Here is a 21,246-nt window from a genome sequence, read left to right on the forward strand (position 1 = left end):
CTGTCAAGCGCCTGTCAAGCGCAACGCCCCGCGGATTGCGGATGACGGAAGCCCGATTCGGCGCGCTTGCCAGAGGCATCGGCTCTTCCCATACTTGGCCGATGACCAGGAACCGCACCCGCTCCAGTTACGACAGCTATGCCGCTCCGCGTGCGGCCACCCGTGTGTGCGACCACCCCGAGTGCGTCGCCGCCGGCGAATACCGTGCGCCGAAAAGCCGCAGCAGTCTCAACGAGTACTGGTGGTTCTGTCTGGACCATGTCCGGGAATACAACCGCGCCTGGGACTATTACGCCGGCATGTCGACCGACCAGATCGAGGCGGAGGTGCGGCGCGACACCACCTGGCAGCGGCCGAGCTGGCCGCTCGGCAAATGGGCGACGCAGGAACGCTTCATCCGCGAGCGCGTGGTCAACGGCTTCAGTTTCGAATTCGGCCACGAGGCCGGCAAGACGAAGGATGAGGAAAAGGCGCACCGGCGCCACCACGCCCGCACCGACGAGGAAAAGGCGCTGGCGGTCCTGGAATTGACGCCGCCCGTGGACTTCACACGCATCAAGGCACGCTATCGGGAGCTTGCGAAAAAGCATCATCCCGATGCCAACGGCGGCGACAAGGCTGCGGAAGAACGCCTGAAAGAAATCAATCAGGCCTACAATACGCTGAAAGCCTGTTATGCTGCCTGAAACCCCGTTGGCGGGCCGGGTCGATCCCGCGGCCGCCGGACAACCGACACTCGCTGGAACGTAAGAAACCACCCATGGCTTCCCAAGGAGCGACCCAGGCCAGCTCGGCCCTGTTCGACCACACGCCCGACACCACCGTCTCGGTGCGCGAGGTCTTCGGCATCGACAGCGACATGCAGGTGCCGGCCTTCAGCCAGCGCTCGGAGCATGTCCCCGACCTCGACAGCGCCTACCGGTTCGACCGGGACACGACGCTGGCCATCCTCGCCGGCTTTGCCTACAACCGCCGCGTCATGGTCCAGGGCTATCACGGCACCGGCAAGTCGACCCACATCGAACAGGTGGCGGCGCGGCTGAACTGGCCCTGCATCCGCGTCAACCTGGACAGCCACATCAGCCGCATCGACCTGATGGGCAAGGACGCCATCGTGCTGCGCGACGGCGTGCAGGTCACCGAATACCGCGAGGGCATCCTGCCCTGGGCGCTGCAGCATGCCTGCGCCCTGGTGTTCGACGAATATGACGCCGGCCGCCCCGACGTGATGTTCGTGATCCAGCGCGTGCTGGAGGTGGAAGGCAAGCTGACGCTGCTCGACCAGAACCGCGTCATCCGTCCGCACCCGGCCTTCCGCCTGTTCGCCACCGCGAACACCGTCGGTCTCGGCGACACCACCGGCCTGTATCACGGCACGCAGCAGATCAACCAGGGCCAGATGGACCGCTGGAACATCGTGGCGACGCTGAACTACCTGCCGGTGGATGCCGAGGTGAAGATCGTCCAGGCCAAGGTCGCGTCCTATGACGACGCCAAGGGCCGCGACACGGTGGCGTCGATGGTCCGTCTGGCCGACCTGACCCGCGCCGGCTTCATCAACGGCGACATCTCCACCGTCATGAGCCCGCGCACGGTCATCACCTGGGCCGAGAACGCGCGCATCTTCAACGACGTCGCCTTCGCCTTCCGCATCACCTTCCTCAACAAGTGCGACGAGGTGGAGCGGCCGACGGTTGCCGAATACTACCAGCGCTGCTTCGGCGTCGAACTGCCGGAGACGGGGGTCCAGGCGAACCTCGTGTGAGTGTCCGTGCTGTGCCCTGATCTTCGGTGAAGTCGGGGCGCAGCACGCAAGGATTCACACGGATCGGGACGGACGGCATTTCGGGGCAGGAGCTTAATCAGCGGTTCACGTCCCGGCATGTCCGTAAAAGCCATGCCCTGCTCCGTGCCAATCCTGCCCACCGCGCCGTAACTCTCCCTAGAACGAAGACGCCCCCGCGATGACCACCCAGAACGACACCCCCGTCGAGGCCTTCAAGCGGTCCACCACCGCCACGGTGCGCGCCATGTCCCGGCGGGCGGAGGTGCAGGTGGGCTTTTCGTCCGATCCGCCGGGCTTGTCGGGCCAGCGGGTGCGGGTGCCGCTGCCGGCGCGCGATCTGAACCCGGTCGAGGTCGCCAAGCTGCGCGGGGCGGCCGATGCCGTGGCGCTGCGGCTGCGCTATCACGATTCCTCCGTTCATGCCCACCGCATGCCGCTGGGCGATGCCGCGCGCCAGGCCTACGACGCGTTGGAGCAGGCGCGCTGCGAAGCGTTGGGCAGCCGCGACATGGCCGGTGTCGCCCATAACCTGGAAGCGGCGCTGGAAGACCGCTACGCCCGCCAGGGCCTCGACCGTGTCGAGGATCGCGGGCAGGTGCCGCTGTCCGAAGCGTTGCGGCTGATGGCGCGCGAGGCGATGACCGGTGCGCCGCCGCCGCCCGCCGCCGCCCATGCCGTCGACCTCTGGCGCCCCTGGATCGAGGAGCGGCTGGGCAAGGACATGAAGGGGCTGGCCAACTATGCCGGCGACCAGGAAGCCTACGCCAAGGCCGTCCGCCGCCTGCTGGCCGACCTCGACATGGAAGTCGGGCAGGAAGCCGACCAGGAAGAGGAGGAGGATCAGCAGACCCAATCCTCCGAGAATGACGAATCGCCGGAGCACGGCCAGACCCGCGGCCAGGACGAGGACCAGTCCGACTCCGAATCCATGGCATCGTCGGACATGCAGGATTCGTCGGAGGCCGGTGAAAGCGCCGAGGAAGGCGCCGGCGAGGAAGGCGACATGGAGATGGGCGAGGGCGAGGGGGCGGAAGAGCCCGCCGGCCCCGGCCAGCCCTGGCGCAACGACCTCAACCGCCGCAACGAGCCCGACCCCAACGCCTACAAGGCCTTCACCACCCAATATGACGAGGTGGTGGATGCCGCCGACCTCTGCGACCCGGCGGAGCTGGAGCGTCTGCGCCACCTGCTGGACCAGCAGCTCCAGCATCTGCAGGGCGTGATCTCCAAGCTGGCGAACCGGCTGCAGCGCCGGCTGATGGCCAAGCAGCAGCGGTCGTGGAACTTCGACCTGGAGGAGGGCATCCTCGACGCCGCCCGTCTGGCCCGCGTCGTCGCCAACCCGGTTCTGCCGCTCTCCTTCAAGGCGGAGAAGGAGATGGATTTCCGCGACACGGTGGTGTCGCTGCTGATCGACAATTCCGGCTCGATGCGCGGCCGGCCGATCTCCATCGCCGCGATGAGCGCCGACATCCTCGCCCGCACGCTGGAACGCTGCGCGGTGAAGGTGGAGGTGCTGGGCTTCACCACCCGCGCCTGGAAGGGCGGACAGGCGCGCGAGGCCTGGGTCGCCGCCGGCAAGCCGGCGCATCCCGGCCGCCTGAACGACCTGCGCCACATCGTCTACAAGGCCGCAGACATGCCGTGGCGCCGCGCCCGCAAGAATCTGGGGTTGATGCTGCGCGAAGGCATCCTGAAGGAGAACATCGACGGCGAGGCGCTGCAATGGGCGCACAACCGGCTGCTCGGCCGGCCGGAACAGCGCCGCATCCTGATGGTGATCTCCGACGGCGCGCCGGTGGACGATTCGACCCTGTCGGTGAATGCCGGCAACTATCTGGAACGCCACCTGCGCCAGACCATCGAGCAGATCGAGACCCGCTCGCCGGTGGAGCTGGTGGCGATCGGCATCGGCCACGACGTCACCCGCTACTACCGCCGCGCCGTGACCATCGTCGATGCGGAGCAGCTGGGCGGCACGATGATGAACAAGCTGGCCGAACTGTTCGACGAGGACGACCGCCGCGGTGGCCGTCGCGGCTGGCGTTGAGGTAAGGAAGCGGGCAGGGGCATTTCCAGGTTTTTCAGTGACTTAGCTGGAAATGCCGACCCGGATCAGGGTGTATCCTTACCTACGAACGCCGGCTTCGCGCCTTCTCCCGCATTGGGAGGGGAGGGAAGGGAGAGAGATGGCGTCGCCTTCTCCCCCGCCGCCGACGGTGCCGCCTTCTTCTCCTCCTCCAGCACCAGACGCCAGAGTTCGGTCATGCCGGTGCGGCCGCGCAGCGACCGGCCGCCCTGGCGGACCAGCGGGACGGCGTCCTTGCCCTTGGCGGCGGTGACGCCGCTGGTCAGCACGATGACCTCGGCGTCGCCCTGAAGGGCGGCCGACAATTCCTCGATGCGGGCGGCGACGTTCACGGTGTCGCCGACGATGGTGTAGTTGATCCGGCTGTCGGAACCGATGTTGCCCACCACCACCGGGCCGCTGTGCAGCCCGACGCGGACATGGATCGGCGCCCGGCCGGCGGCGACGCGGCGGCGGTTGTCGGCACGGATGGCGTGGTGGATCGCCAGCGCGGCGCGCAGCGCGCGGACGGCGTGGTCCTCCTGCGCCTCCGGCGCGCCCCAGAAGGCCATCAGGGAATCGCCGATGAACTTGTCCACCGTGCCGCCCTCCGCCTCGATGCAGGCGGCCAGCAGGGTGAAATGCTCGTTCAGCAGGGCGGCGGTATCGGCAGCGGCCATATGCTCGGCCATGCGCGAGAAGCCACGGATGTCGGTGAACATCACCGTCACTTCGCGCTGCACGGAATCGAGCCCGCCCTCGGTCTCGCGCTGGCGCATCAGGCGCAGGACCAGCGCCTTCGGCACATAGGTCTCGAACCAGCGCAGGCCGGCGATCATGGCGTTGAAGGCGGCGGCGGCGCGCGCCATCTCGCGCAGGCGGGAGTCCGGCAGGTCGGGGATGGCGCGGAATTCGAAGGCGCGGACGCGGTCGGCGGCCTCGGCCAGCCGAGCCACCTGCCGGCTGATCCGCCGCCCGACCAGCAGCGCCACTCCGACCGACACCAGCAGGATGGCGAAACCCACGGCGCCGGTGACATAGAGCCGGCGGATCTCCACCCCCATCTCGCCATCGCGATAGCCGATGCCGATGATCCAGTCCTGCTGGCCGTACCCCGCCATCTTGCGGGTCAGAAATGTGTAGTCGCTGCCGAGAACGCGCACGCTGCGCCCCTCCACCCGCTTCTTCAGCGACTGGACCGGCACGCCGCTGGACCACAGCGCCGCCAGCGCCGGATCATCGACCTGATCGATGCGCGGCAGCGGCGGACCGTCGAGCTTGCCAGAGAAATCGAAGGTCCGGCCGACCAGCGCCGGATGGGCCAGTACATGGCTGTGGTCGTACAGCACGAAGGCGTTCAGCCCCTGTTCCACATACAGGACCTGCAGGAAGCGCGACAGGTCGCCCAACGAGACGCCGACCGCCACCTGCCCCAGATAGCGGCCGTCGCGCCGCACCGGCTGATAGAGGGTGACGAAGCTGTTCTGCGCCTCCTTCAGCCAGCGCGGGTCGGCCCAACTGGCGGCGCTGCGGTTGGGACCGTCCAGAACCTCCGGCGGGATGTCGCTTTCGCCCTGCATGTCGAAGGGCTCGGCCATCAGTTCGCCGTTCAGCCGGCCGACGCGGACCCCGGTCAGGTCGGGGCGGATGAAGGCAAGGCCGGTGACGTCCGGCGCGCCGGCCAGCGCACCGCGCAGCGTGTCGATCATCGCCGTGGTGTCGGCGGCGCGCAGGTCGCCGCGCTCCACCAGCCCGGCAACGAAGCGCGCCATCTCCCGCGCGGGGTCGAGTTGGTGGCGGACCCGCACCTCCACCCCGGCCAGCGCCAGATCGGCCTTGTCGTTCAGCAGGGCGAAGGTGTTGGTGGTGGCGCTGACCAAACCCAGGACGAGCACGCTGGCGACCGCCGCCAGCATCAGGGAGCCGAACCCAGCAACCAGCACCGCAGCAATGGGCAGCCGCAGCCGCCGACGCCCGGCGGGCTTCGGCGGCTGCGCCGGCTTCGCAGCCTTGGCCGGAACGGCCGGTGCGATCGGGGCGCGTGCTGACGGGGTGTCGGACATGCGCGGCAGCCTACCCGCCTGCCCGCCCGGCGGCAACCCGCCGGGCTGTATCCTTACGCGGATTTCATGCGGCCACGTTCACGCTGGGAAAAGCTTTATTCGCTGCCTACTCACCAACAATCACCTTCACCCGGTGGCCGGGCTGCAGGGGCGTTCCGGGCGGCAGGTCGTTGATGATCCGGAACAATTCCTCGGCGTAAGGTTCCTGCGGCATGCGGCGGACGAAGGCGTCGACGCTGTCGCCGGGCCGCACCGTCGTCACCTGGACGCGACGGGGGCGGTAGCGGGCGGCCTCCTCCGCGGTCAGGCGGTGGAAGCTGTTGGCCGCCGCCTGGAAATCGGCATCGAAACGAGCTAGCGCACCCGCCGGCGCCAGAAAGGTGAAGCGGTACATCTTTCCGTCCGGCGCGCGGATCGCCACCAGCCGGATGTCGGCGCTGTCGCCGTTGGACTCGCCTCGCGTGGTGGCGGTCGCCGCCGGCATCCCGCCGATGGTGATGCGCTGGACGTTGGACAGGTTGGCCCCCTTGCCCCAGACGCCGGTCAGGAAGGCGACCGGGTCGGAGACGCCGGCGGCCGATCCGCCGTCGAAGGCCATGGCGGTGCCGTTCCGCCCCTTGGCGACCACCTGATCGGCGCCGTTCAGCAGCGCATAGCCCTGCGGCACGGTGAAGGCGATCCCCAGCTGCGGGTGGGCGAAGGTCCGGCCGCGGACATAGCCGTTCTCCGGGCTATCGCCATAGATCATACCGTCGACCGCCGCCAGGTAAGGATCGCGTGGGCGGGCGCCGCCCTGCGGCATCTTGCGGGCGAGGTCGGCGGCGCGGCGAATGCGGTCCTCGGTCGCCGGATGGCTGGCGAAGAAGTCGAAGCCGCCCTCGCCCTTGTTGCCGGCGCGCAGCCCCTCATACTGGCTGTCGCGGCGCAGCGTCTCCAGGAAGGTCGCCATGGCGAAGGGGTCGTAGCCGGTCCGCCGCAGGGTCTCGACGCCGAGCTGGTCGGCCTCCAGCTCCTGCTCGCGGGAATAGCTGGCGACCACGGCGGTGCCGCCCAGCCCGGCCAGTTGCGCCAGCGTGTCGTTGCCGAACACCATCCCGACCCCGGCGGCGAGAATGCCGGCGATGGTCTGCCGGGTCTGGCGCTGCGCCGAATGGTGGGCGGTGACATGGCCGATCTCGTGCGACAGCACCCCGGCCACCTCCGCCTCGTCCTCCGCCAGCGCCAGCAGGCCGCGGGTGACGTAGACATAGCCGCCGGGCAGGGCGAAGGCGTTGGCCACGTCGCTGTCCAGCACGGTGAAGGTCCAGGGCTCGCGCGCCAGCGCGGTGGTGGCGGCGAGCTTGCGGCCGAGCTGGTCGATATAGCCCTGCAGCTTCGCATCCTTCACCGCCCCGCCGAACTGGGCCAGGATCTTCGGATGCTCCTGCGCGCCGAGCGCCGCCTCGTCGCCGCCGGACAGGACGTTGTCGAGCAGCCCGGCCTGGGCGGTCGGGACCAGGACGGGGGTGGCGGCCAGCCAGAGCGCGGCCAGCGCTGGCGCCAGCTTGCGGAACGGCTTGCGGAAGGAGACGTGGGTCGGCATACCGGTCAGAACCCCGCCCGACGGCGGATGTTCCGCAACGACGGAATTCCCGATGCGACATGTCCCGCTTCCGCTTGTGCGCTTGGCCTTCCTGCTGCTGTGCGGACTGCTTCTGGCCGGTGTCGCTTCTGCGGAGCCGTTGCGGGTCACCGCCGTTCTGGACGGCGACACGCTGGAGCTGGAGGACGGCCGACGGGTCCGGCTGGCGGGGATCGAGGCGGCCAAGCCGCCGCGAAGCGCCAATCCGGCCGACGGGCGCGCCTGGCCGCTAGCGGAGGCGGCGACCAGGGCGCTGAGCGATCTGGCGCTGGACCACCGCGTCCTGCTGCATGGGCCGGCGCCGGTCGACCGCCATGGCCGGCTGCTCGCCCATCTGGTGCGGGAGGATGGCCTGTGGCTGCAATCGGCGCTGCTGGTCCGCGGAATGGCGCGGGTCCACACCCGACCCGACGCCCGCGCCTATGCGGCGGAGATGCTGGCCGGCGAGGATGCCGCGCGCAATGCCGGACGCGGTCTGTGGCGCAGCCGGGTCTATGCCGTGCGCGAGGCCGACGACGCGGACGAGCTTACCCGCGACCGCGACAGCTTCCAGCTGGTGGAGGGGGTGGTGCTGGCGGTGTCCAAGGGCGGCGGCGAGACCTGGCTGGATTTCGGCGCCGACTGGCGCAACGATGTCACCGTCCATATCGGCCGCGCCGCGATGCGCGAGGTCACCCGCGTCGGCATCGACCCGCTGTCCTACGAGGGGCGGCGGGTGCGCGTGCGCGGCTGGATCACGCTGCGCAATGGGCCGATGATCGAGATCACCCACCCCGAGCAGATCGAACGGCTGGAGCGGGAACCGGCCTCCGCCGCCCTGCGAAGCACCAAGCCGGACGGTGAAGACCCTTGGGACGACCCATGGGATGAGGACGAAGCGGAGGACGACCCGGAATGATGAAGCCGTCGATTGCGCGTATGGGCGGGCGCCTGCTCGCCGCCTTGTTTCTTCTGCTTGCCGCCTTGCCGCTGCATGGAGCGCTGGCCGGCGGGCCGACGCTGACCATCGCCATCGCCGAGGCCGAGCGGGTTTTCGACCGCGACGCCCTGCTGGCCCGGCCCGACGCGGTGACCGTCGATATTCCCGCCGACATTTCCTATGGCCGGCCGATGCGCTATCGCGCCGTCCCGCTCGCCAGCCTGATCGGCATCGATGATTTCCCGCCCGGCACCGTGCTGGAAGGGGTGGCGTCGGACGGCTTCACCGCGCAGCTGCCGCCGGAGCTGTGCCTGCGCACCGGCCCCGACGGAGCCGTCGCCTTCCTGGCGGTGGAGCCGGCCGACCGGCCCTGGCCCAACCTGCCGGGCAAGGAGGTGTCCGCCGGTCCCTTCTATCTGGTGTGGGTGCGGCCGGAGGCGTCGGGGGTGCGCAGCGAACAATGGCCTTATCAGCTGGCCCGCATCGTCGCCTCGGACGATCCGTTGCGACGCTGGCCGCAGCTGGCGGTCGAGCCGGGGCTGGCCGCCGACTCGCCGATCCGCGCCGGTCAGGCGGTGTTCATCACCCGATGCATGGCCTGCCACACCCTGAACGGCGCCGGCAACGCCACGATGGGACCGGACCTGAACCGGCCGATGAACCCGACCGAATATCTCACCCCCGCCGGACTGAAGAGGCTGGTCCGCGATCCCCGCTCCGTCCGGACATGGCCCAACCAGCAGATGCCGGGCTTCAATCCGGCGATGCTGAGCGATGCCGATCTGGACCGCGTCGTCGCCTATCTGGGGCACATGGCGGGACGCAAGACGCCTTAAGCGGGGGCGCTACAGGATGGCGTTGAAGTCGTCCAGCAGCGTGGCGATGCGGCCGCTGTCGCTCTGGTCCATGATGACGCGGGCGCGGCGGCTCGCCTCCATCAGGTCGAGCGAGCGGATGCGCTTCTTCACCGCCGGCACCGACAGCGGCGCCATCGACAGCTCGCGCACGCCCAACCCCAGCAGCAGCGCGCAATAGCGCGGGTCGCCGGCGATCTCGCCGCAGACCGACACCGGGATGCGGGCGCGCAGGGCGGCCTCCACCGTGAACTGGATCAGCCGCAGCACGGCCGGATGCAGCGGGTCGTAGAGGGTGGCGACCTGTTCGTCGGCGCGGTCGATGGCCAGCGTGTACTGCGTCAAATCGTTGGTGCCGATGGAGAAGAAATCGGCGGCATAGGCCAGCGCGTCGGCCGCCAGCGCCGCGCCCGGCACCTCCACCATCACCCCGACCGGCGGCAGCGGATCGGCGATGGCGACGCCGCGGCGACGCAGACGGCGGGCGACCTGCCCCATCATCTCCCGCACCTTCTGCACCTCGGCGACCGAGGCGATCATCGGCAGCAGGATGCGCAACGGCCCATGGGCGCCAGCGCGCAGCATGGCGGCGAGCTGGGTCTCCAGCAGCTTCGGTTCGCGCAAGCCCAGCCGGATGGCGCGCAGGCCCAGCGCCGGGTTGGCCGGCTCGCCATAGCGCCCGGCCATCCAGCCGGCCAGCTTCTCGCCGCCCAGATCCATGGTGCGGGCGGTGACGGTGCGACCGCCCATCCCCTCGATCATGGTGCGCAGCACATTGTACTGCTCATCCTCATCGGGCAGATGGTCGCGGTTCATGAACATGAACTCGGTCCGCAGCAGGCCGATGCCCTGGGCGCCATGTTCCAGCGCCTGATCCAGGTCGCGGGGCAGCTCCAGGTTCGCCATCAGCGTCACCGCGGTGCCGTCGCGGGTGACGGCGGGCAGCTTGCGCAAGCTCTTCAGCCCCTGACGCTCGCGTTCGCGGGCGGCCCGGCGTTCGCCGTAGTCGTCCAGCACGTCGGCCGGCGGGTCGATCAGAACGCGACCCTGCAGCCCGTCGACGATCACCGTCACGCCGTTGCGCACGCCGGCGAGCAGGCCGGGCGCACCCAGCACCGCCGGCAGGCCGAGCGAGCGGGCGAGGATCGCCGTGTGCCCCTCCGCCCCGCCCAGCACCGTGGCGAAGCCGCCGACGATGGTGGGATCGAGCAGGGCGGTATCGGCGGGGGTCAGTTCCTCCGCCAGGATGATGCTGCCGGGGGCCAGGGTGCTGAAGGCCCGGTATTCCTGCTTCATCAGGTTGCGGGTCAGCCGCCGCCCGACCTCGCGGATGTCGTCGATGCGGCCGGCCAGATAGGCGTCGTCCATGCCGGCGAAGGTGGCGGCGATGGCGGCGATTTCCGCCTGGATGGCGGCCTCGGCGTTGACGCGGTCCTGCTTGATGCGATGTTCCACCCCGCGGGTCAGGCGCGAGTTGGTGACCATCGACAGGTGCGCGTCCAGCAGGAAGCCGATCTCCTCCGACGCCGAGTCGGGCAGGACCAGCGCCTTGCTCTTCAGCTTCTTGATCTGGCGGCGGGCCTTGGTCGCCGCCTCGTTGAAGCGGGCGACCTCCGCCTCGACCGCGTCGGGCTCGATCACGTATTCCGGAATGGCGACGGCGCCGCTTTCCACCACATGGGCCGGGCCGATGGCAATGCCGGGCGACACGCCGAGGCCGCGCAGGGCGCGCCCGGAACCGCCGGCCGACGTGCTCCAGGACTCGAGCGAGGGCGTCCCGCCGGAACCGCCGCGATCGGGGCCGGCCACCGGGCCACCGGTGGGGATGGCGGCTGGAACGGCGGGGGGCAGGTCACTCTTCATCGAACTTGCGGTTGATCAGGTCCAGGAGGGCGTCCATCGCCGCGTCGGCCTGGGCGCCGCTGGCGCGCAGTTCCACGCAGGTTCCCGGACCGGCGGCCAGCATCATCAGCCCCATGATCGATTCGCCGGACACCACGGAATCGCCGCGGCGCACCGAGATCTCGGCATCGAAGGTGGCGACCAGCTTGACGAACTTGGCCGAGGCGCGCGCGTGCAGGCCGCGCTGATTGGTGATGGTGGCGGTGCGGCGGATCTCGCCGTCGGTCGGCGCCATGTCGTCGGGGTGGCTCATCGCGGGCGGTTCAGTCCGACAGGAGGGTGGAGGCGACGTTGATGTATTTCTGCCCGGCGTCGCGGGCGGCGATCACCGATTTGTCGAGCGGCTCGGTCTTGCGCACGCTGGCGAGCTTGATCAGCATCGGCAGGTTGACGCCGGCGATCACCTCCACCTTCGCCTTGTCCATGATGGAGATGGCGAGGTTGGAGGGCGTGCCGCCGAACATGTCGGTCAGCACCACGACACCCGATCCGTCATCGACCTCCGCCACCGAATTCAGGATGTCCTGGCGGCGCTGTTCCATGTCGTCGTCCGGCCCGATGCACACCGCGCGCACCTGCTGCTGTTCGCCCACGACGTGGAACAGCGCGGCGATGAACTCCTCGGCCAGCCGCCCGTGGGTGACAAGAACCATACCGATCATGGGACATCCTTCAAGGTTGGGTCCTCCCCGGAGACCTGCGCAAGGGCCGGTGCCGCAAGGGGCCTGCCCGCATCGCATCTGGATCGTTGGTTGGACGTATGGTCGTCAAGGCGCAATTTGCATCATCCCTGGTGGGGGGCTTGGTGAGGGGCCTGATGGCCGGACTGCTGATTGCCCGGGCCGGCGCCGGCGATCCGCAGCCCCAACCGTTCCAACTCGCGATGGCTCAGATTGACCCGCAGCCCCTGCTCCTTCAGCCATGCCGCCAGCCGTTCGGCGACGAAGACGGAGCGATGCTTGCCGCCGGTGCAGCCGATGGCGATGGTCAGGTAGCTCTTGCCTTCCTGGTTGTAGCGCGGCAGCAGCGGACGCAGCAGCTCGGTCAGGTTCCGGAAGAAGGCCGGGTAGTCGGCGTCGCCCTCCACCCGCGCGGCGACGGCCGGATGCAGGCCGGTCAGCGGCCGAAGCTCCGGATCGTAATGCGGGTTGGTCAGGAACCGCACGTCGAAGACCAGATCGGCTTCGCGCGGAAGTCCCTGGCGGAACGAGAAGGAGGTCACGAACACCTGCAGGGCTGCCTGGGCGTCACGCCGGAAATGTCCGGACAGGATGCGCCGCAAATCGTGAATGGACAGTTGCGTGGTGTCGATGGTGACGTCGGCCTCCTCCTTCAGCGGGAACAGCAGGGCGCGTTCGCGCTGGATGCCGTCGGGCACCGTGCGGTCCTCCGCCAGCGGATGGCGGCGCCGCGTTTCGGTGAAGCGGCGCTGCAGCACCTCGTCGCCGCAATCCAGGAAGACCAGACTGACGTCGAGGTCGTCGTCGCCCCGCAACTCCTCCAGCTCGTCCAGGAAGTTCTGCGCGGAAAAGTCGCGGGTGCGGCTGTCGATCACCAGGGCCAGCGGCCGGCGTTTCGGGTCGGCCTGCCGGATCAGGGCGGGGACCAGCGACAGGCGCAGATTGTCCACCGCCTCGTAGCCCAGATCCTCCAGCGCCTTCAGCGCCACCGACATGCCGGCGCCGGACAGGCCGGTGACCAGCACGACGCGCCCGCGGGACACAATGGTGGTGGCGAAATCGCCAAGCCCTTCGGAAGACGGCACGTCGGGAGATGTCATGATGTGACCGGGCTCGGCTGGGCGGACAGGCTGGCGGGCACCCGGTCCAGCCGGCCGCCGCACAGGCTGGCGGCGGCAAGGCGGAGCTTGGCGGGGGTCGAGGCGTCGAAGGCGCAGAGCCCGAGGCGGGGCAGGGCGACACCCAGCAGCGTCTCTGTCTCCGCCTCCGGCAGGCGCTCCACCTCCGGACGGGAAACCAGATCGACGACGAGGCCGACGGGCGCGGACGCGGTCGAGGGAACGGGCAGGATGCCGACGCCCCGCACCTCCAGCAGCCCGGCCAGCGTGGGCGGGGAAGAGGCGGTCAGGCGGCCGGGCTCGCTCTGCAGCACCACCCGGTCATCCGCGACCAGCAGGGCGCCACCATCGATCAGTCGCAAGGCCAAATCCGATTTTCCCCGTCCGGACTCTCCACGCAGCAGCACGCCGATTCCGGAGAGCAAGACGCAGGTGCCGTGAATCGTCACCATAGTCTGGCGAAGGTGAGACGTGGCGCCGATTCTGTCAATGGAAACGGAACGGTGGCTCATGATGTCAGGCGGGGAAACCTGTCCGGGCTCCCCCATCCGCTTCCGACCGTTCTTTCGGTCTGATCGCTTAGGCGGCGTGATGGATCGGGCGGTGGGGTTCCTCAGGCGCCGGCGGCGTTGCGGGGGGTGCGGCGGATCGCCTCCAGCTCCATGGCCAGCGCGTCGCGGCGCCGGATCATCTCGTCCAGATCGTCCAGCTCGGCCGCCTCCTGGCAGGCATCGCGGAAGTCCTTTTCCCGCTTCAGCCGCACCAGCAGGACCTTGTAGTTGTCAGCGATGCTGGCGAGGTGGCGTTGCGCACCCTGCAGCGCCTCCGCCAACTGCGTCCGCTCCTGCGCGGAGTCCCGCATCAGCTTCGCCAGCTCGCCCTGCTGCCGGCCGGCATCGCGGATCAGGCGGGCCAGACGGTAACGGCGCAGATCGACGACCTCCGCCGAAGCGGCGTCGATGCCGACGGAGCGGCGGCCGGGGCTGCGCGGAAACTGCACGGGGGAATCGGGTGGAGCGGACTCAGGCATGGCAACCCCACATCCTTGTTCCGGGCTGTGGCTACCCTCTTCCAGGCGCAGGAGGCGGAAGCAAACAACCGAACCGATATGGCCCGATCGCCTCGGCAGCCCACAGGAGAGAACGACCCAAGCCATGATCGGTGCTTACTGGCGACTTGTCTAGCCGAGAGTGCAAAGGATGTATGAAATTCCGCAGAGCTTCTCACAGCAGAGGCAGGGTCACGACGAAGTCGGCACCATCGATGCTCCCATCCGATATCTTCCTATTTTGCGCAAATACTGAACCGTTGTGCGCACCGACTATTTGTTTCACGATCGATAGTCCGAGACCGGAGTGGGTGCCGAACTTTTCGCCCGCCGGCCTCTCGGTATAGAAGCGATCGAAGATCGCCTCCTCCTTCCCCTCCGGGATGCCCGGCCCCTGGTCCGACACAACCACCGTGACGCTGCGGCCGCTGCGCCGGGCGGTCAGCCGCACCAAACCGCCGGGCGGCGAGAAGGACAGGGCGTTGTCGATCAGGTTCTGGAACAGTTGGGTCAACCGTCCCTCCAGTCCCGGCACCACCAGCCGCTCGCCCGCCGGGACGTCCACGACGACGCGCGGCGGCGCGGCGGCGGCCTCTCCCGTCCCGCCGGCCGATACAGGCTGATCTGCGGTTTCTGCGACTGTTTCGGCAACCGTCTGGCGCAGTTCGGCCAGCATGGTCAGCAGCAGGCCGATGTCCACCGGTTCCGGTTCGGCCCGCGACAGCTCGGCATCCAGGCGGGAGGCGTTGGAGATGTCGCTGATCAGGCGGTCCAGCCGCTGCACGTCGTCGGCGATGATCGCCATCAGCCGGTCGCGATGGCGCGGATCGCTGACGCGGCCGGCGGTCTCCACCGCGCTGCGCAGCGAGGTCAGCGGATTCTTGATCTCGTGGGCGACGTCGGCGGCGAAGCGTTCGATGGCGTCCATCCGCGTCCACAGCGCGTCGGTCATCTCGCGCAGCACGCCGGACAGCTCGCCGATCTCGTCGCCGCGGCGGGTCAGGTCGGGAATCTCGGCATGGCGTCCGTGGCTCGTGCGCAGCCTGTCCGCGGCCTGGGCCAGCCGGCGGATCGGCCGGGCGATGGTGCCGGCCAGATAGAAGGACAGCCCCACCGTCACCAGCAGCGCCACCGCGAATACCCGCAGGATGTCGAAGCGGACGGAGCGGATGGCGCGGTCGATCTCGCCGCCGCCGCGGGTCAGCAGCACCGCGCCCAGCACCTCGCGGTAGCGCTGGACCGGTACCGCCACGGTCAGCAGCAGTTCGGGATCGCCGCCGGCGCCGTCGACGCGCCAAACGGTGGCCGCCGCCTCGCCGCCCAGCGCGCGCTCCACGTCGGGGTTGGGCTCACCCGGCTGCTCGCGGTAGACCGGCAGCCCCTCGCGGCTCGGCACCACGTCGATCAGGCGGGTGTAGAGGTCGTTGATCGCGCGCGACAGCGGGTCGCCGGCCGGCGGGGAGGGCAGCTCGCGGATTTCGATGCGGCCCTGCGACCCCACCAGCACCCGGCTGTCGGACAGCATGCGCCCGTCGATGTCGTACAGGCGGGTGCGCGTCGCCGTCGCCTCCGCCAGACGGCGGATCATCGGCCGGGCCAGTTCGGGCGCCAGTTCGAACCGCTCGCCCCCCTCGTCGCCGGTGGGGGAGGGGGCGGTCAGGATGCGGTTCACCGCCCCTTCGCCGAGCGCCGAGGCGAAGATGCGCGCCTCCGTCTCCAGCGCCTCGGTCTCCGCCTGGATCAGCCGGTCCTGATAGCGGCCGAGATAGAGCAGGCCGGCCATCAGCAGGACCAGCGCCAGCACGTTCACCGCAAGGATGCGCAGGGTCAGCGGCGACACGCGCCGTCTGGTCCTGCCCCGGCCCAGCGTGGACACCGCGCTATTCCTTGTACCGGTAGCCGACGCCATAGAGCGTTTCGATCTGGGAGAAGTCGGGGTCGACCGCCTTGAACTTCTTGCGCAGCCGCTTGATGTGGCTGTCGATGGTGCGGTCGTCGACATAGACGTGCTCGCCATAGGCCGCGTCCATCAGCTGGTCGCGGTTCTTCACATGGCCCGGCCGCTGGGCCAGCGCGCGCACCAGAAGGAATTCGGTCACGGTCAGGTCGATCGGCTGGCCCTTCCAGCTGCAGGCATGGCGGGCGCCGTCCAGCAGCAGCGGGCCGCGGGTGATGAGCTGGCCGGGATCGGCCTCCACGGTCTCGCCGCGCAGCGCCTCTCGCCGCAGCAGCGCCCGGATGCGCTCGATCAGCAGGCGCTGCGAAAAGGGCTTCTTGATGTAGTCGTCGGCCCCCATGCGCAGGCCCATCAGCTCGTCCAGCTCGTCGTCCTTGCTGGTCAGGAAAATGACGGGCATCTGGCTGGTCTGACGCAGGCGTTGCAGCAACTCCATGCCGTCCATGCGCGGCATCTTGATGTCGAGCACAGCGAGGTCGGGCGGGCGCTGGCTCAATCCGCGCAGCGCCTCGGCGCCGTCGGTGTAGGTGCGCACGTCGAAACCTTCGGCCTCCAGGGCGATGGAGATCGAAGCCAGGATGTTGCGGTCGTCATCCACCAGGGCGACGGTGTGGGCCATGGTCGTAACAGATCCTAATTGAAACGGGTCAGGTCAGGTCGGGGTGGTCGAAGTGCCGGTTCTCAGAAATGTTAGCGGAAACATCAGGCATAGGAGGAGTGGTCATTCCAATACTTTATGCCAGAGTCCAGGTACCAGAGGCAGTTTTCCCTTTTCCCGCAGCATTTGTATGGTCCAATATGGCGGCAATGCGGCGCCGAACAACGGTGCCGCGCGGGAGAACGCACTCGTTTTGGAATGAGTTTTTCGAACGCCCTTCCCGCGTCCTCTCCGGCCGGCGCCACGCCGGACGGCAAGGAGGGCGCGATGCCGCCGGGCACCGGCCGGAGCGGCCCGGATTCCGCCATACAGGATCCGGCCATCCCGGCTCCGGCAACCATGGCTCCGGCCTTGCGCGCCCGGCGCCTGATGCGCGCCTGCGACCGCGCCGCGCTGGCGACCGCCCAGCGTCCGGCCGATGACGGTGCGGCAGCGGAAGCCGCCGGCTGGCCCTATCCCTCGCTGGTGCTGGTGGCGTTCGATCATGACGGCAGTCCGCTGCTTCTGCTCTCCACGCTGGCCGATCATACGCGCAACCTGCTGGCCGACGGCCGGGTCGGGTTGCTGTTCGACGGCACCGCCGGACTGGCGCAGCCGCTGACCGGCGCCCGCCTGTCGGTTCTGGGCCGGGCGGAGCGGTCGGACGATCCGATTCACCGCGAGCGCTATCTGCGCCGCCATCCCGATGCCGCCTTCTATGCCGGCTTCGCCGATTTCGCGATCTACCGCGTGACGGTGGAGCGCGCCCATCTGGTCGCCGGCTTCGGCCGCATCCACTGGCTGTCCGCCGCGGAGCTGGACCTGCCCGCCACAGCCCCCGCCCTGGCGGCGGGCGAGGCGGCGCTGCTCGACCGCCTGAACGGCGCCGGGTACGGCCCCCTGCTCGGCCCCGCCCCCGATGGTGAGGGTGCCGGCGATGGGGAAAGCTGGAGCCTGACCGGCGTGGACCCGGAGGGATGCGACCTGCGACGCGGGGGGTACGTCGCCCGCGTCGATTTTGAGCAGAGAATCCACGACCCCGAATCGGCTAAACTGATGCTGGACACGCTGATCCGGCCGCAGGACGGGTCCGGACAACCCGGAGGATCGACATCCGGGACCGAAAAGGCTGGAACCGAAACAGCCGGCGACGAGGGTGCCTGACGGACCCCGGTGCCGGAAAGAACAACAAGAAGATAAAAAGAAGAACAAGAAGAACGGTCAGCAAGAACAATAACAACGAGAGAAGAGAAGCCAACCGTCAGCCTGAACGACCAGCCGAGAGGTCGCTTCGACACCACCGGGCGCCGCACCAAAAACAAGAACGCGGCGCGCGGGCACGCGCAACCAGGAGAACACTTCAGTGGACCATAACGGATCGACCCGTTTCCCGTCCGGGCCATTGGCCCCCAGACCTGTCGCCTCAGGACCGCCTTTTGCACCGTATCGTCGCCGCACCCCGCCGGTGCAGCGCATCGCGGCGGGTTTCCAACCCGGCCGCCTCTTCGGACCGGCGCCCCGCTGATGCGGCGGCCGCCTTCCATCTGACGACACGACAACGGACGAAAGAACGGCCGGACCGGCCGCGGGACCCCCGGCGAGGGGCATGCCCGACGCGGCAGTACCGGCCCAGCCTTCGAGAGGGACGATATGACTGGTAACACGCGGACGCGGAACAAGAAGCTCCTGGCCTGGGTCGAGGAGATCGCGCTGAAATGCAAGCCGGAGCGCGTTCACTGGTGCGACGGTTCGCAGGAGGAATATGACCGTCTCTGCAACGAGATGGTCGAAGCGGGCACCTTCATCCGCCTGAACGAGGCCAAGCGCCAGAACTCCTTCCTCTGCCGCTCCGATCCGGGTGACGTCGCCCGTGTCGAGGACAGCACCTACATCTGCTCGCGCACCCGCGAGGAAGCCGGTCCGACCAACAACTGGATGGACCCGGTGGAGATGAAGGCCAAGCTGGACGGCCTGTTCGAAGGCTGCATGCGCGGCCGCACCATGTATGTGGTGCCGTTCAGCATGGGGCCGCTGGGCTCCGACATCGCGCACATCGGCGTGCAGATCTCCGACAGCCCCTATGTCGCGGTCAACATGCGCCTGATGACCCGCATGGGCCAGAAGGTGCTGGACATCCTGGGCGACGGCGACTTCGTCCCCTGCCTGCATTCCATCGGCGCCCCGCTGGAGGCCGGCCAGCAGGACGTGGCCTGGCCCTGCAACGCCGACAACAAGTACATCGTCCACTTCCCGGAGGAGCACCGCATCGTCTCCTACGGCTCCGGCTACGGCGGCAACGCTCTGCTCGGCAAGAAGTGCTTCGCGCTGCGCATCGCGTCCTCCATGGGCCGCGAGCAGGGCTGGCTGGCCGAGCACATGCTGATCCTGGGCGTGGAAAGCCCGACCGGCGAGAAGACCTATGTCGGCGCCGCCTTCCCGTCGGCCTGCGGCAAGACCAACTTCGCCATGCTGGTCCCGCCGAAGGAGTTCGAGGGCTGGAAGGTCCGCACCATCGGTGACGACATCGCCTGGATCAAGCCGCAGCCGGACGGCACGCTGCGCGCCATCAATCCGGAGGCCGGCTTCTTCGGCGTCGCCCCCGGCACCAGCGTGAAGTCGAACCCGAACGCGCTGAAGACGCTGGACCACAACGTCATCTTCACCAACGTCGCGCTGACCGACGACGGCGACGTGTGGTGGGAAGGCCTGACCGACGAGGCGCCGGCGCACCTGATCGACTGGCAGGGCAAGGACTGGACGCCGGGCTGCGGCCGGGTCGCCGCCCACCCGAACAGCCGCTTCACCGCCCCGGCGGCGCAGTGCCCGTCGATCGACCCGGCCTGGGAGGATCCGGCCGGCGTTCCGATCAGCGCCTTCATCTTCGGCGGCCGTCTGTCGAAGACCTTCCCGCTGGTGTTCGAGGCCTACAACTGGCGCGAAGGCGTCTATTGGGCCGCGACCATGGGCTCGGAGGCCACCGCCGCCGCCGTCGGCCAGGCCGCCATCCGCCGCGATCCGTTCGCCATGCTGCCCTTCTGCGGCTACAACATGGCCGACTACTGGAACCACTGGCTGTCGATGGAAGGCAAGATCGAAAGCCTGCCGCGCATCTACCGCGTCAACTGGTTCCGCAAGGACGAGAACGGCAAGTTCGTCTGGCCGGGCTTCGGCGACAACATGCGCGTGCTGAAGTGGATCGTCGACCGCGTCCGCGGCCGTGCCACCGACGTGGCGGAATCGCCCTTCGGCTATTCCCCGCGCTACCAGGATCTGAACTGGTCGGGCCTGAACTTCCCGGCCGACAAGTTCGCCAAGATCATGGACATCGACCGCAAGGAGGCCGAGGCCGAGGCGCGGGACCAGGAGGAGCTGTTCAACCGCTTCGGCGACCGCCTGCCGGAGGAGATCGAGCAGCAGCGCCTCGCCCTCCTGAAGCGGCTGGAGAACAGCCCGGACGTCTGGCGCATCGGCTGACCGGCCGAAGCCGTCAGTACGTAAGGCCTGTCAGCAGGTAAGGATAGGGGCTGCCGCAAGGCGGCCCCTTTTCCGTTGCGGCGGTGAAGATGAACGGGAATTCATCCGAAACCGCCCCGCAGGCGGTGGGGTCCCGGGGGCGGGATCGCCGAGGTTCAGCCTTTGCAAGGCGATGCCATCCTTACCTGCCGCATTTGCCTGTCGGTGATTTAACCGGCGTGTCAAAAAGATCGGGCATAAAGTCGCCCACGCCGGTTCGCGCATGCCAGGGAGGGCGAGTCATGTCCGATCATCAGATTCCACCGCAGGATGGCCCACCGCAGGATGGTGACGACTCTGCGGAACCGACCTTCCAATCGGCCGAGCATGAGGACGCCGGCAGCCTGCTGTCGTCCAAGCGCCAGCCCTGCGCCATCAGCGGCAAGCGCCGGCCGAAGCGCGACCTGATCGCGCTGGACGCGCTGCGCCCCAGCCTCGCCGACCGCATCCGCCACGACCACCCGCATCTGGAACCGGACGCGCAGATCAGCCGGCAGGAGCTGGCACGCTACCGCTCGCTCTATGTCGCGGAACTGCTGAAGGAGGAGCATGGCGAACTCAGCGAACTGGACCGCGAGGTCGCCGAGAGCCTCGCCCGGCACGAGACGCTGGCCGAGAACCCGGAGGAGGAGTACGACGACCACCGCACGCTGGGCGAACGGCTGTCGGACGGTCTCGCCAGCTTCGGCGGCAGCTGGGCCTTCCTGATCTCCTTCGCCGTTGTCCTGTGCGTGTGGATGCTCATCAACATCCTCGAAGGCGAAACGCGGGCCTTCGATCCCTACCCCTTCATCCTGCTGAATCTGCTGCTGTCCTGTCTGGCCGCCATCCAGGCGCCCGTCATCATGATGAGCCAGAAGCGGCAGGAGGCGAAGGACCGGCTGCGCTCCGAAAACGATTATCGCGTCAACCTGAAGGCCGAGCTGGAAATCCGGCACCTGCACGAAAAGATGGACTATCTGATCCAGCGCCAATGGCAGCGGCTGACCGAAATCCAGCAGCTGCAGCTGGAGATCATGCAGGAAAAGCGGCTGCGCAAGTGAACCGGATGCCGCCCGGCAAGAGCATCGCCGGGCGGCG

General features: G+C 68.7%; 18 protein-coding genes. 8 read left to right on the plus strand and 10 right to left on the minus strand.

Annotated features, from left to right (window positions below):
• Positions 1-41 precede the first annotated feature (41 nt).
• The 3 genes from TSO5_RS13265 to cobT all read left to right on the plus strand — a co-directional run bounded on the left by TSO5_RS13265 (position 42) and on the right by cobT (position 3,836).
• On the plus strand, positions 42-686 hold the full coding sequence (locus tag TSO5_RS13265) for a DnaJ domain-containing protein (RefSeq protein WP_247870745.1): 645 nt from the start codon (positions 42-44) through the stop codon (positions 684-686).
• Positions 687-760: 74 nt separating this feature from the next.
• Positions 761-1,765, plus strand: coding sequence for a cobaltochelatase subunit CobS (gene cobS, locus TSO5_RS13270; RefSeq protein WP_109074988.1), 1,005 nt, complete (start codon positions 761-763; stop codon positions 1,763-1,765).
• A 199-nt stretch (positions 1,766-1,964) separates the two neighbouring features.
• Complete coding sequence (gene cobT, locus TSO5_RS13275) at positions 1,965-3,836, plus strand: cobaltochelatase subunit CobT (protein WP_109152044.1); 1,872 nt, start codon at positions 1,965-1,967, stop codon at positions 3,834-3,836.
• 65 nt (positions 3,837-3,901) lie between these two features.
• On the opposite strand, the gene TSO5_RS13280 is transcribed toward cobT, so the two are convergent.
• Both TSO5_RS13280 and TSO5_RS13285 read right to left on the minus strand, forming a co-directional pair.
• Complete coding sequence (locus TSO5_RS13280; RefSeq protein WP_109152045.1) at positions 3,902-5,917, minus strand: adenylate/guanylate cyclase domain-containing protein; 2,016 nt, start codon at positions 5,915-5,917, stop codon at positions 3,902-3,904.
• 106 nt (positions 5,918-6,023) lie between these two features.
• Positions 6,024-7,499 (minus strand): M48 family metalloprotease, encoded by a 1,476-nt coding sequence (locus tag TSO5_RS13285; protein WP_247870746.1) that lies wholly within the window; start codon positions 7,497-7,499, stop codon positions 6,024-6,026.
• Positions 7,500-7,551: 52 nt separating this feature from the next.
• Between TSO5_RS13285 and TSO5_RS13290 the strand changes: the two genes are divergently transcribed.
• Together TSO5_RS13290 and TSO5_RS13295 are read left to right on the plus strand one after the other, a co-directional pair.
• Complete coding sequence (locus tag TSO5_RS13290; RefSeq protein WP_247870747.1) at positions 7,552-8,436, plus strand: thermonuclease family protein; 885 nt, start codon at positions 7,552-7,554, stop codon at positions 8,434-8,436.
• Positions 8,433-9,293, plus strand: a complete 861-nt coding sequence (locus TSO5_RS13295) for a cytochrome c (RefSeq protein ID WP_247870748.1) — start codon at positions 8,433-8,435, stop codon at positions 9,291-9,293. The genes TSO5_RS13290 and TSO5_RS13295 overlap by 4 nt, the downstream gene beginning before the upstream one ends.
• Before the next feature lie 9 nt (positions 9,294-9,302).
• Here the strand turns inward: TSO5_RS13295 and ptsP are convergent, their stop codons facing one another.
• The 8 genes from ptsP to TSO5_RS13335 form a co-directional block, all read right to left on the minus strand.
• Positions 9,303-11,174, minus strand: a complete 1,872-nt coding sequence (gene ptsP, locus TSO5_RS13300; protein ID WP_109152047.1) for a phosphoenolpyruvate--protein phosphotransferase — start codon at positions 11,172-11,174, stop codon at positions 9,303-9,305.
• Complete coding sequence (locus TSO5_RS13305) at positions 11,164-11,466, minus strand: HPr family phosphocarrier protein (protein ID WP_109074983.1); 303 nt, start codon at positions 11,464-11,466, stop codon at positions 11,164-11,166. Before TSO5_RS13305 ends, ptsP begins: the two co-directional genes overlap by 11 nt.
• 10 nt (positions 11,467-11,476) lie before the next feature.
• Positions 11,477-11,875: a PTS sugar transporter subunit IIA gene (locus TSO5_RS13310; RefSeq protein WP_042690507.1), complete on the minus strand. Its 399-nt coding sequence runs from the start codon at positions 11,873-11,875 to the stop codon at positions 11,477-11,479.
• 122 nt (positions 11,876-11,997) lie between these two features.
• Positions 11,998-12,993 carry an RNase adapter RapZ gene (gene rapZ, locus TSO5_RS13315; protein WP_247870749.1) on the minus strand — a complete coding sequence of 332 codons (996 nt, stop codon included), beginning with the start codon at positions 12,991-12,993 and terminating at the stop codon, positions 11,998-12,000.
• Positions 12,990-13,523 (minus strand): HPr kinase/phosphatase C-terminal domain-containing protein, encoded by a 534-nt coding sequence (locus TSO5_RS13320; RefSeq protein ID WP_348981059.1) that lies wholly within the window; start codon positions 13,521-13,523, stop codon positions 12,990-12,992. The genes rapZ and TSO5_RS13320 overlap by 4 nt, the downstream gene beginning before the upstream one ends.
• A 101-nt stretch (positions 13,524-13,624) precedes the next feature.
• Positions 13,625-14,041, minus strand: a complete 417-nt coding sequence (locus TSO5_RS13325; protein ID WP_109152049.1) for a hypothetical protein — start codon at positions 14,039-14,041, stop codon at positions 13,625-13,627.
• 193 nt (positions 14,042-14,234) lie between these two features.
• Positions 14,235-15,968, minus strand: a complete 1,734-nt coding sequence (locus TSO5_RS13330; RefSeq protein ID WP_109152050.1) for a stimulus-sensing domain-containing protein — start codon at positions 15,966-15,968, stop codon at positions 14,235-14,237.
• Positions 15,940-16,635 (minus strand): response regulator transcription factor, encoded by a 696-nt coding sequence (locus TSO5_RS13335; protein ID WP_109152051.1) that lies wholly within the window; start codon positions 16,633-16,635, stop codon positions 15,940-15,942. Before TSO5_RS13335 ends, TSO5_RS13330 begins: the two co-directional genes overlap by 29 nt.
• A 237-nt stretch (positions 16,636-16,872) precedes the next feature.
• On the opposite strand from TSO5_RS13335, the gene TSO5_RS13340 reads away from it, so the two are divergent.
• The 3 genes from TSO5_RS13340 (at position 16,873) to TSO5_RS13350 (ending at position 21,209) form a co-directional block, all read left to right on the plus strand.
• Complete coding sequence (locus TSO5_RS13340) at positions 16,873-17,817, plus strand: pyridoxamine 5'-phosphate oxidase family protein (RefSeq protein ID WP_109152052.1); 945 nt, start codon at positions 16,873-16,875, stop codon at positions 17,815-17,817.
• Positions 17,818-18,303: 486 nt separating this feature from the next.
• A complete protein-coding gene (locus TSO5_RS13345; protein ID WP_109152053.1) occupies positions 18,304-20,127 on the plus strand; it encodes a phosphoenolpyruvate carboxykinase (GTP) in 1,824 nt (607 codons plus the stop codon).
• A 281-nt stretch (positions 20,128-20,408) separates the two neighbouring features.
• Complete coding sequence (locus TSO5_RS13350) at positions 20,409-21,209, plus strand: DUF1003 domain-containing protein (RefSeq protein WP_109152054.1); 801 nt, start codon at positions 20,409-20,411, stop codon at positions 21,207-21,209.
• Positions 21,210-21,246 lie beyond the last annotated feature (37 nt).

Source organism: Azospirillum sp. TSO5, assembly GCF_003116065.1.
Taxonomy (GTDB): domain Bacteria; phylum Pseudomonadota; class Alphaproteobacteria; order Azospirillales; family Azospirillaceae; genus Azospirillum.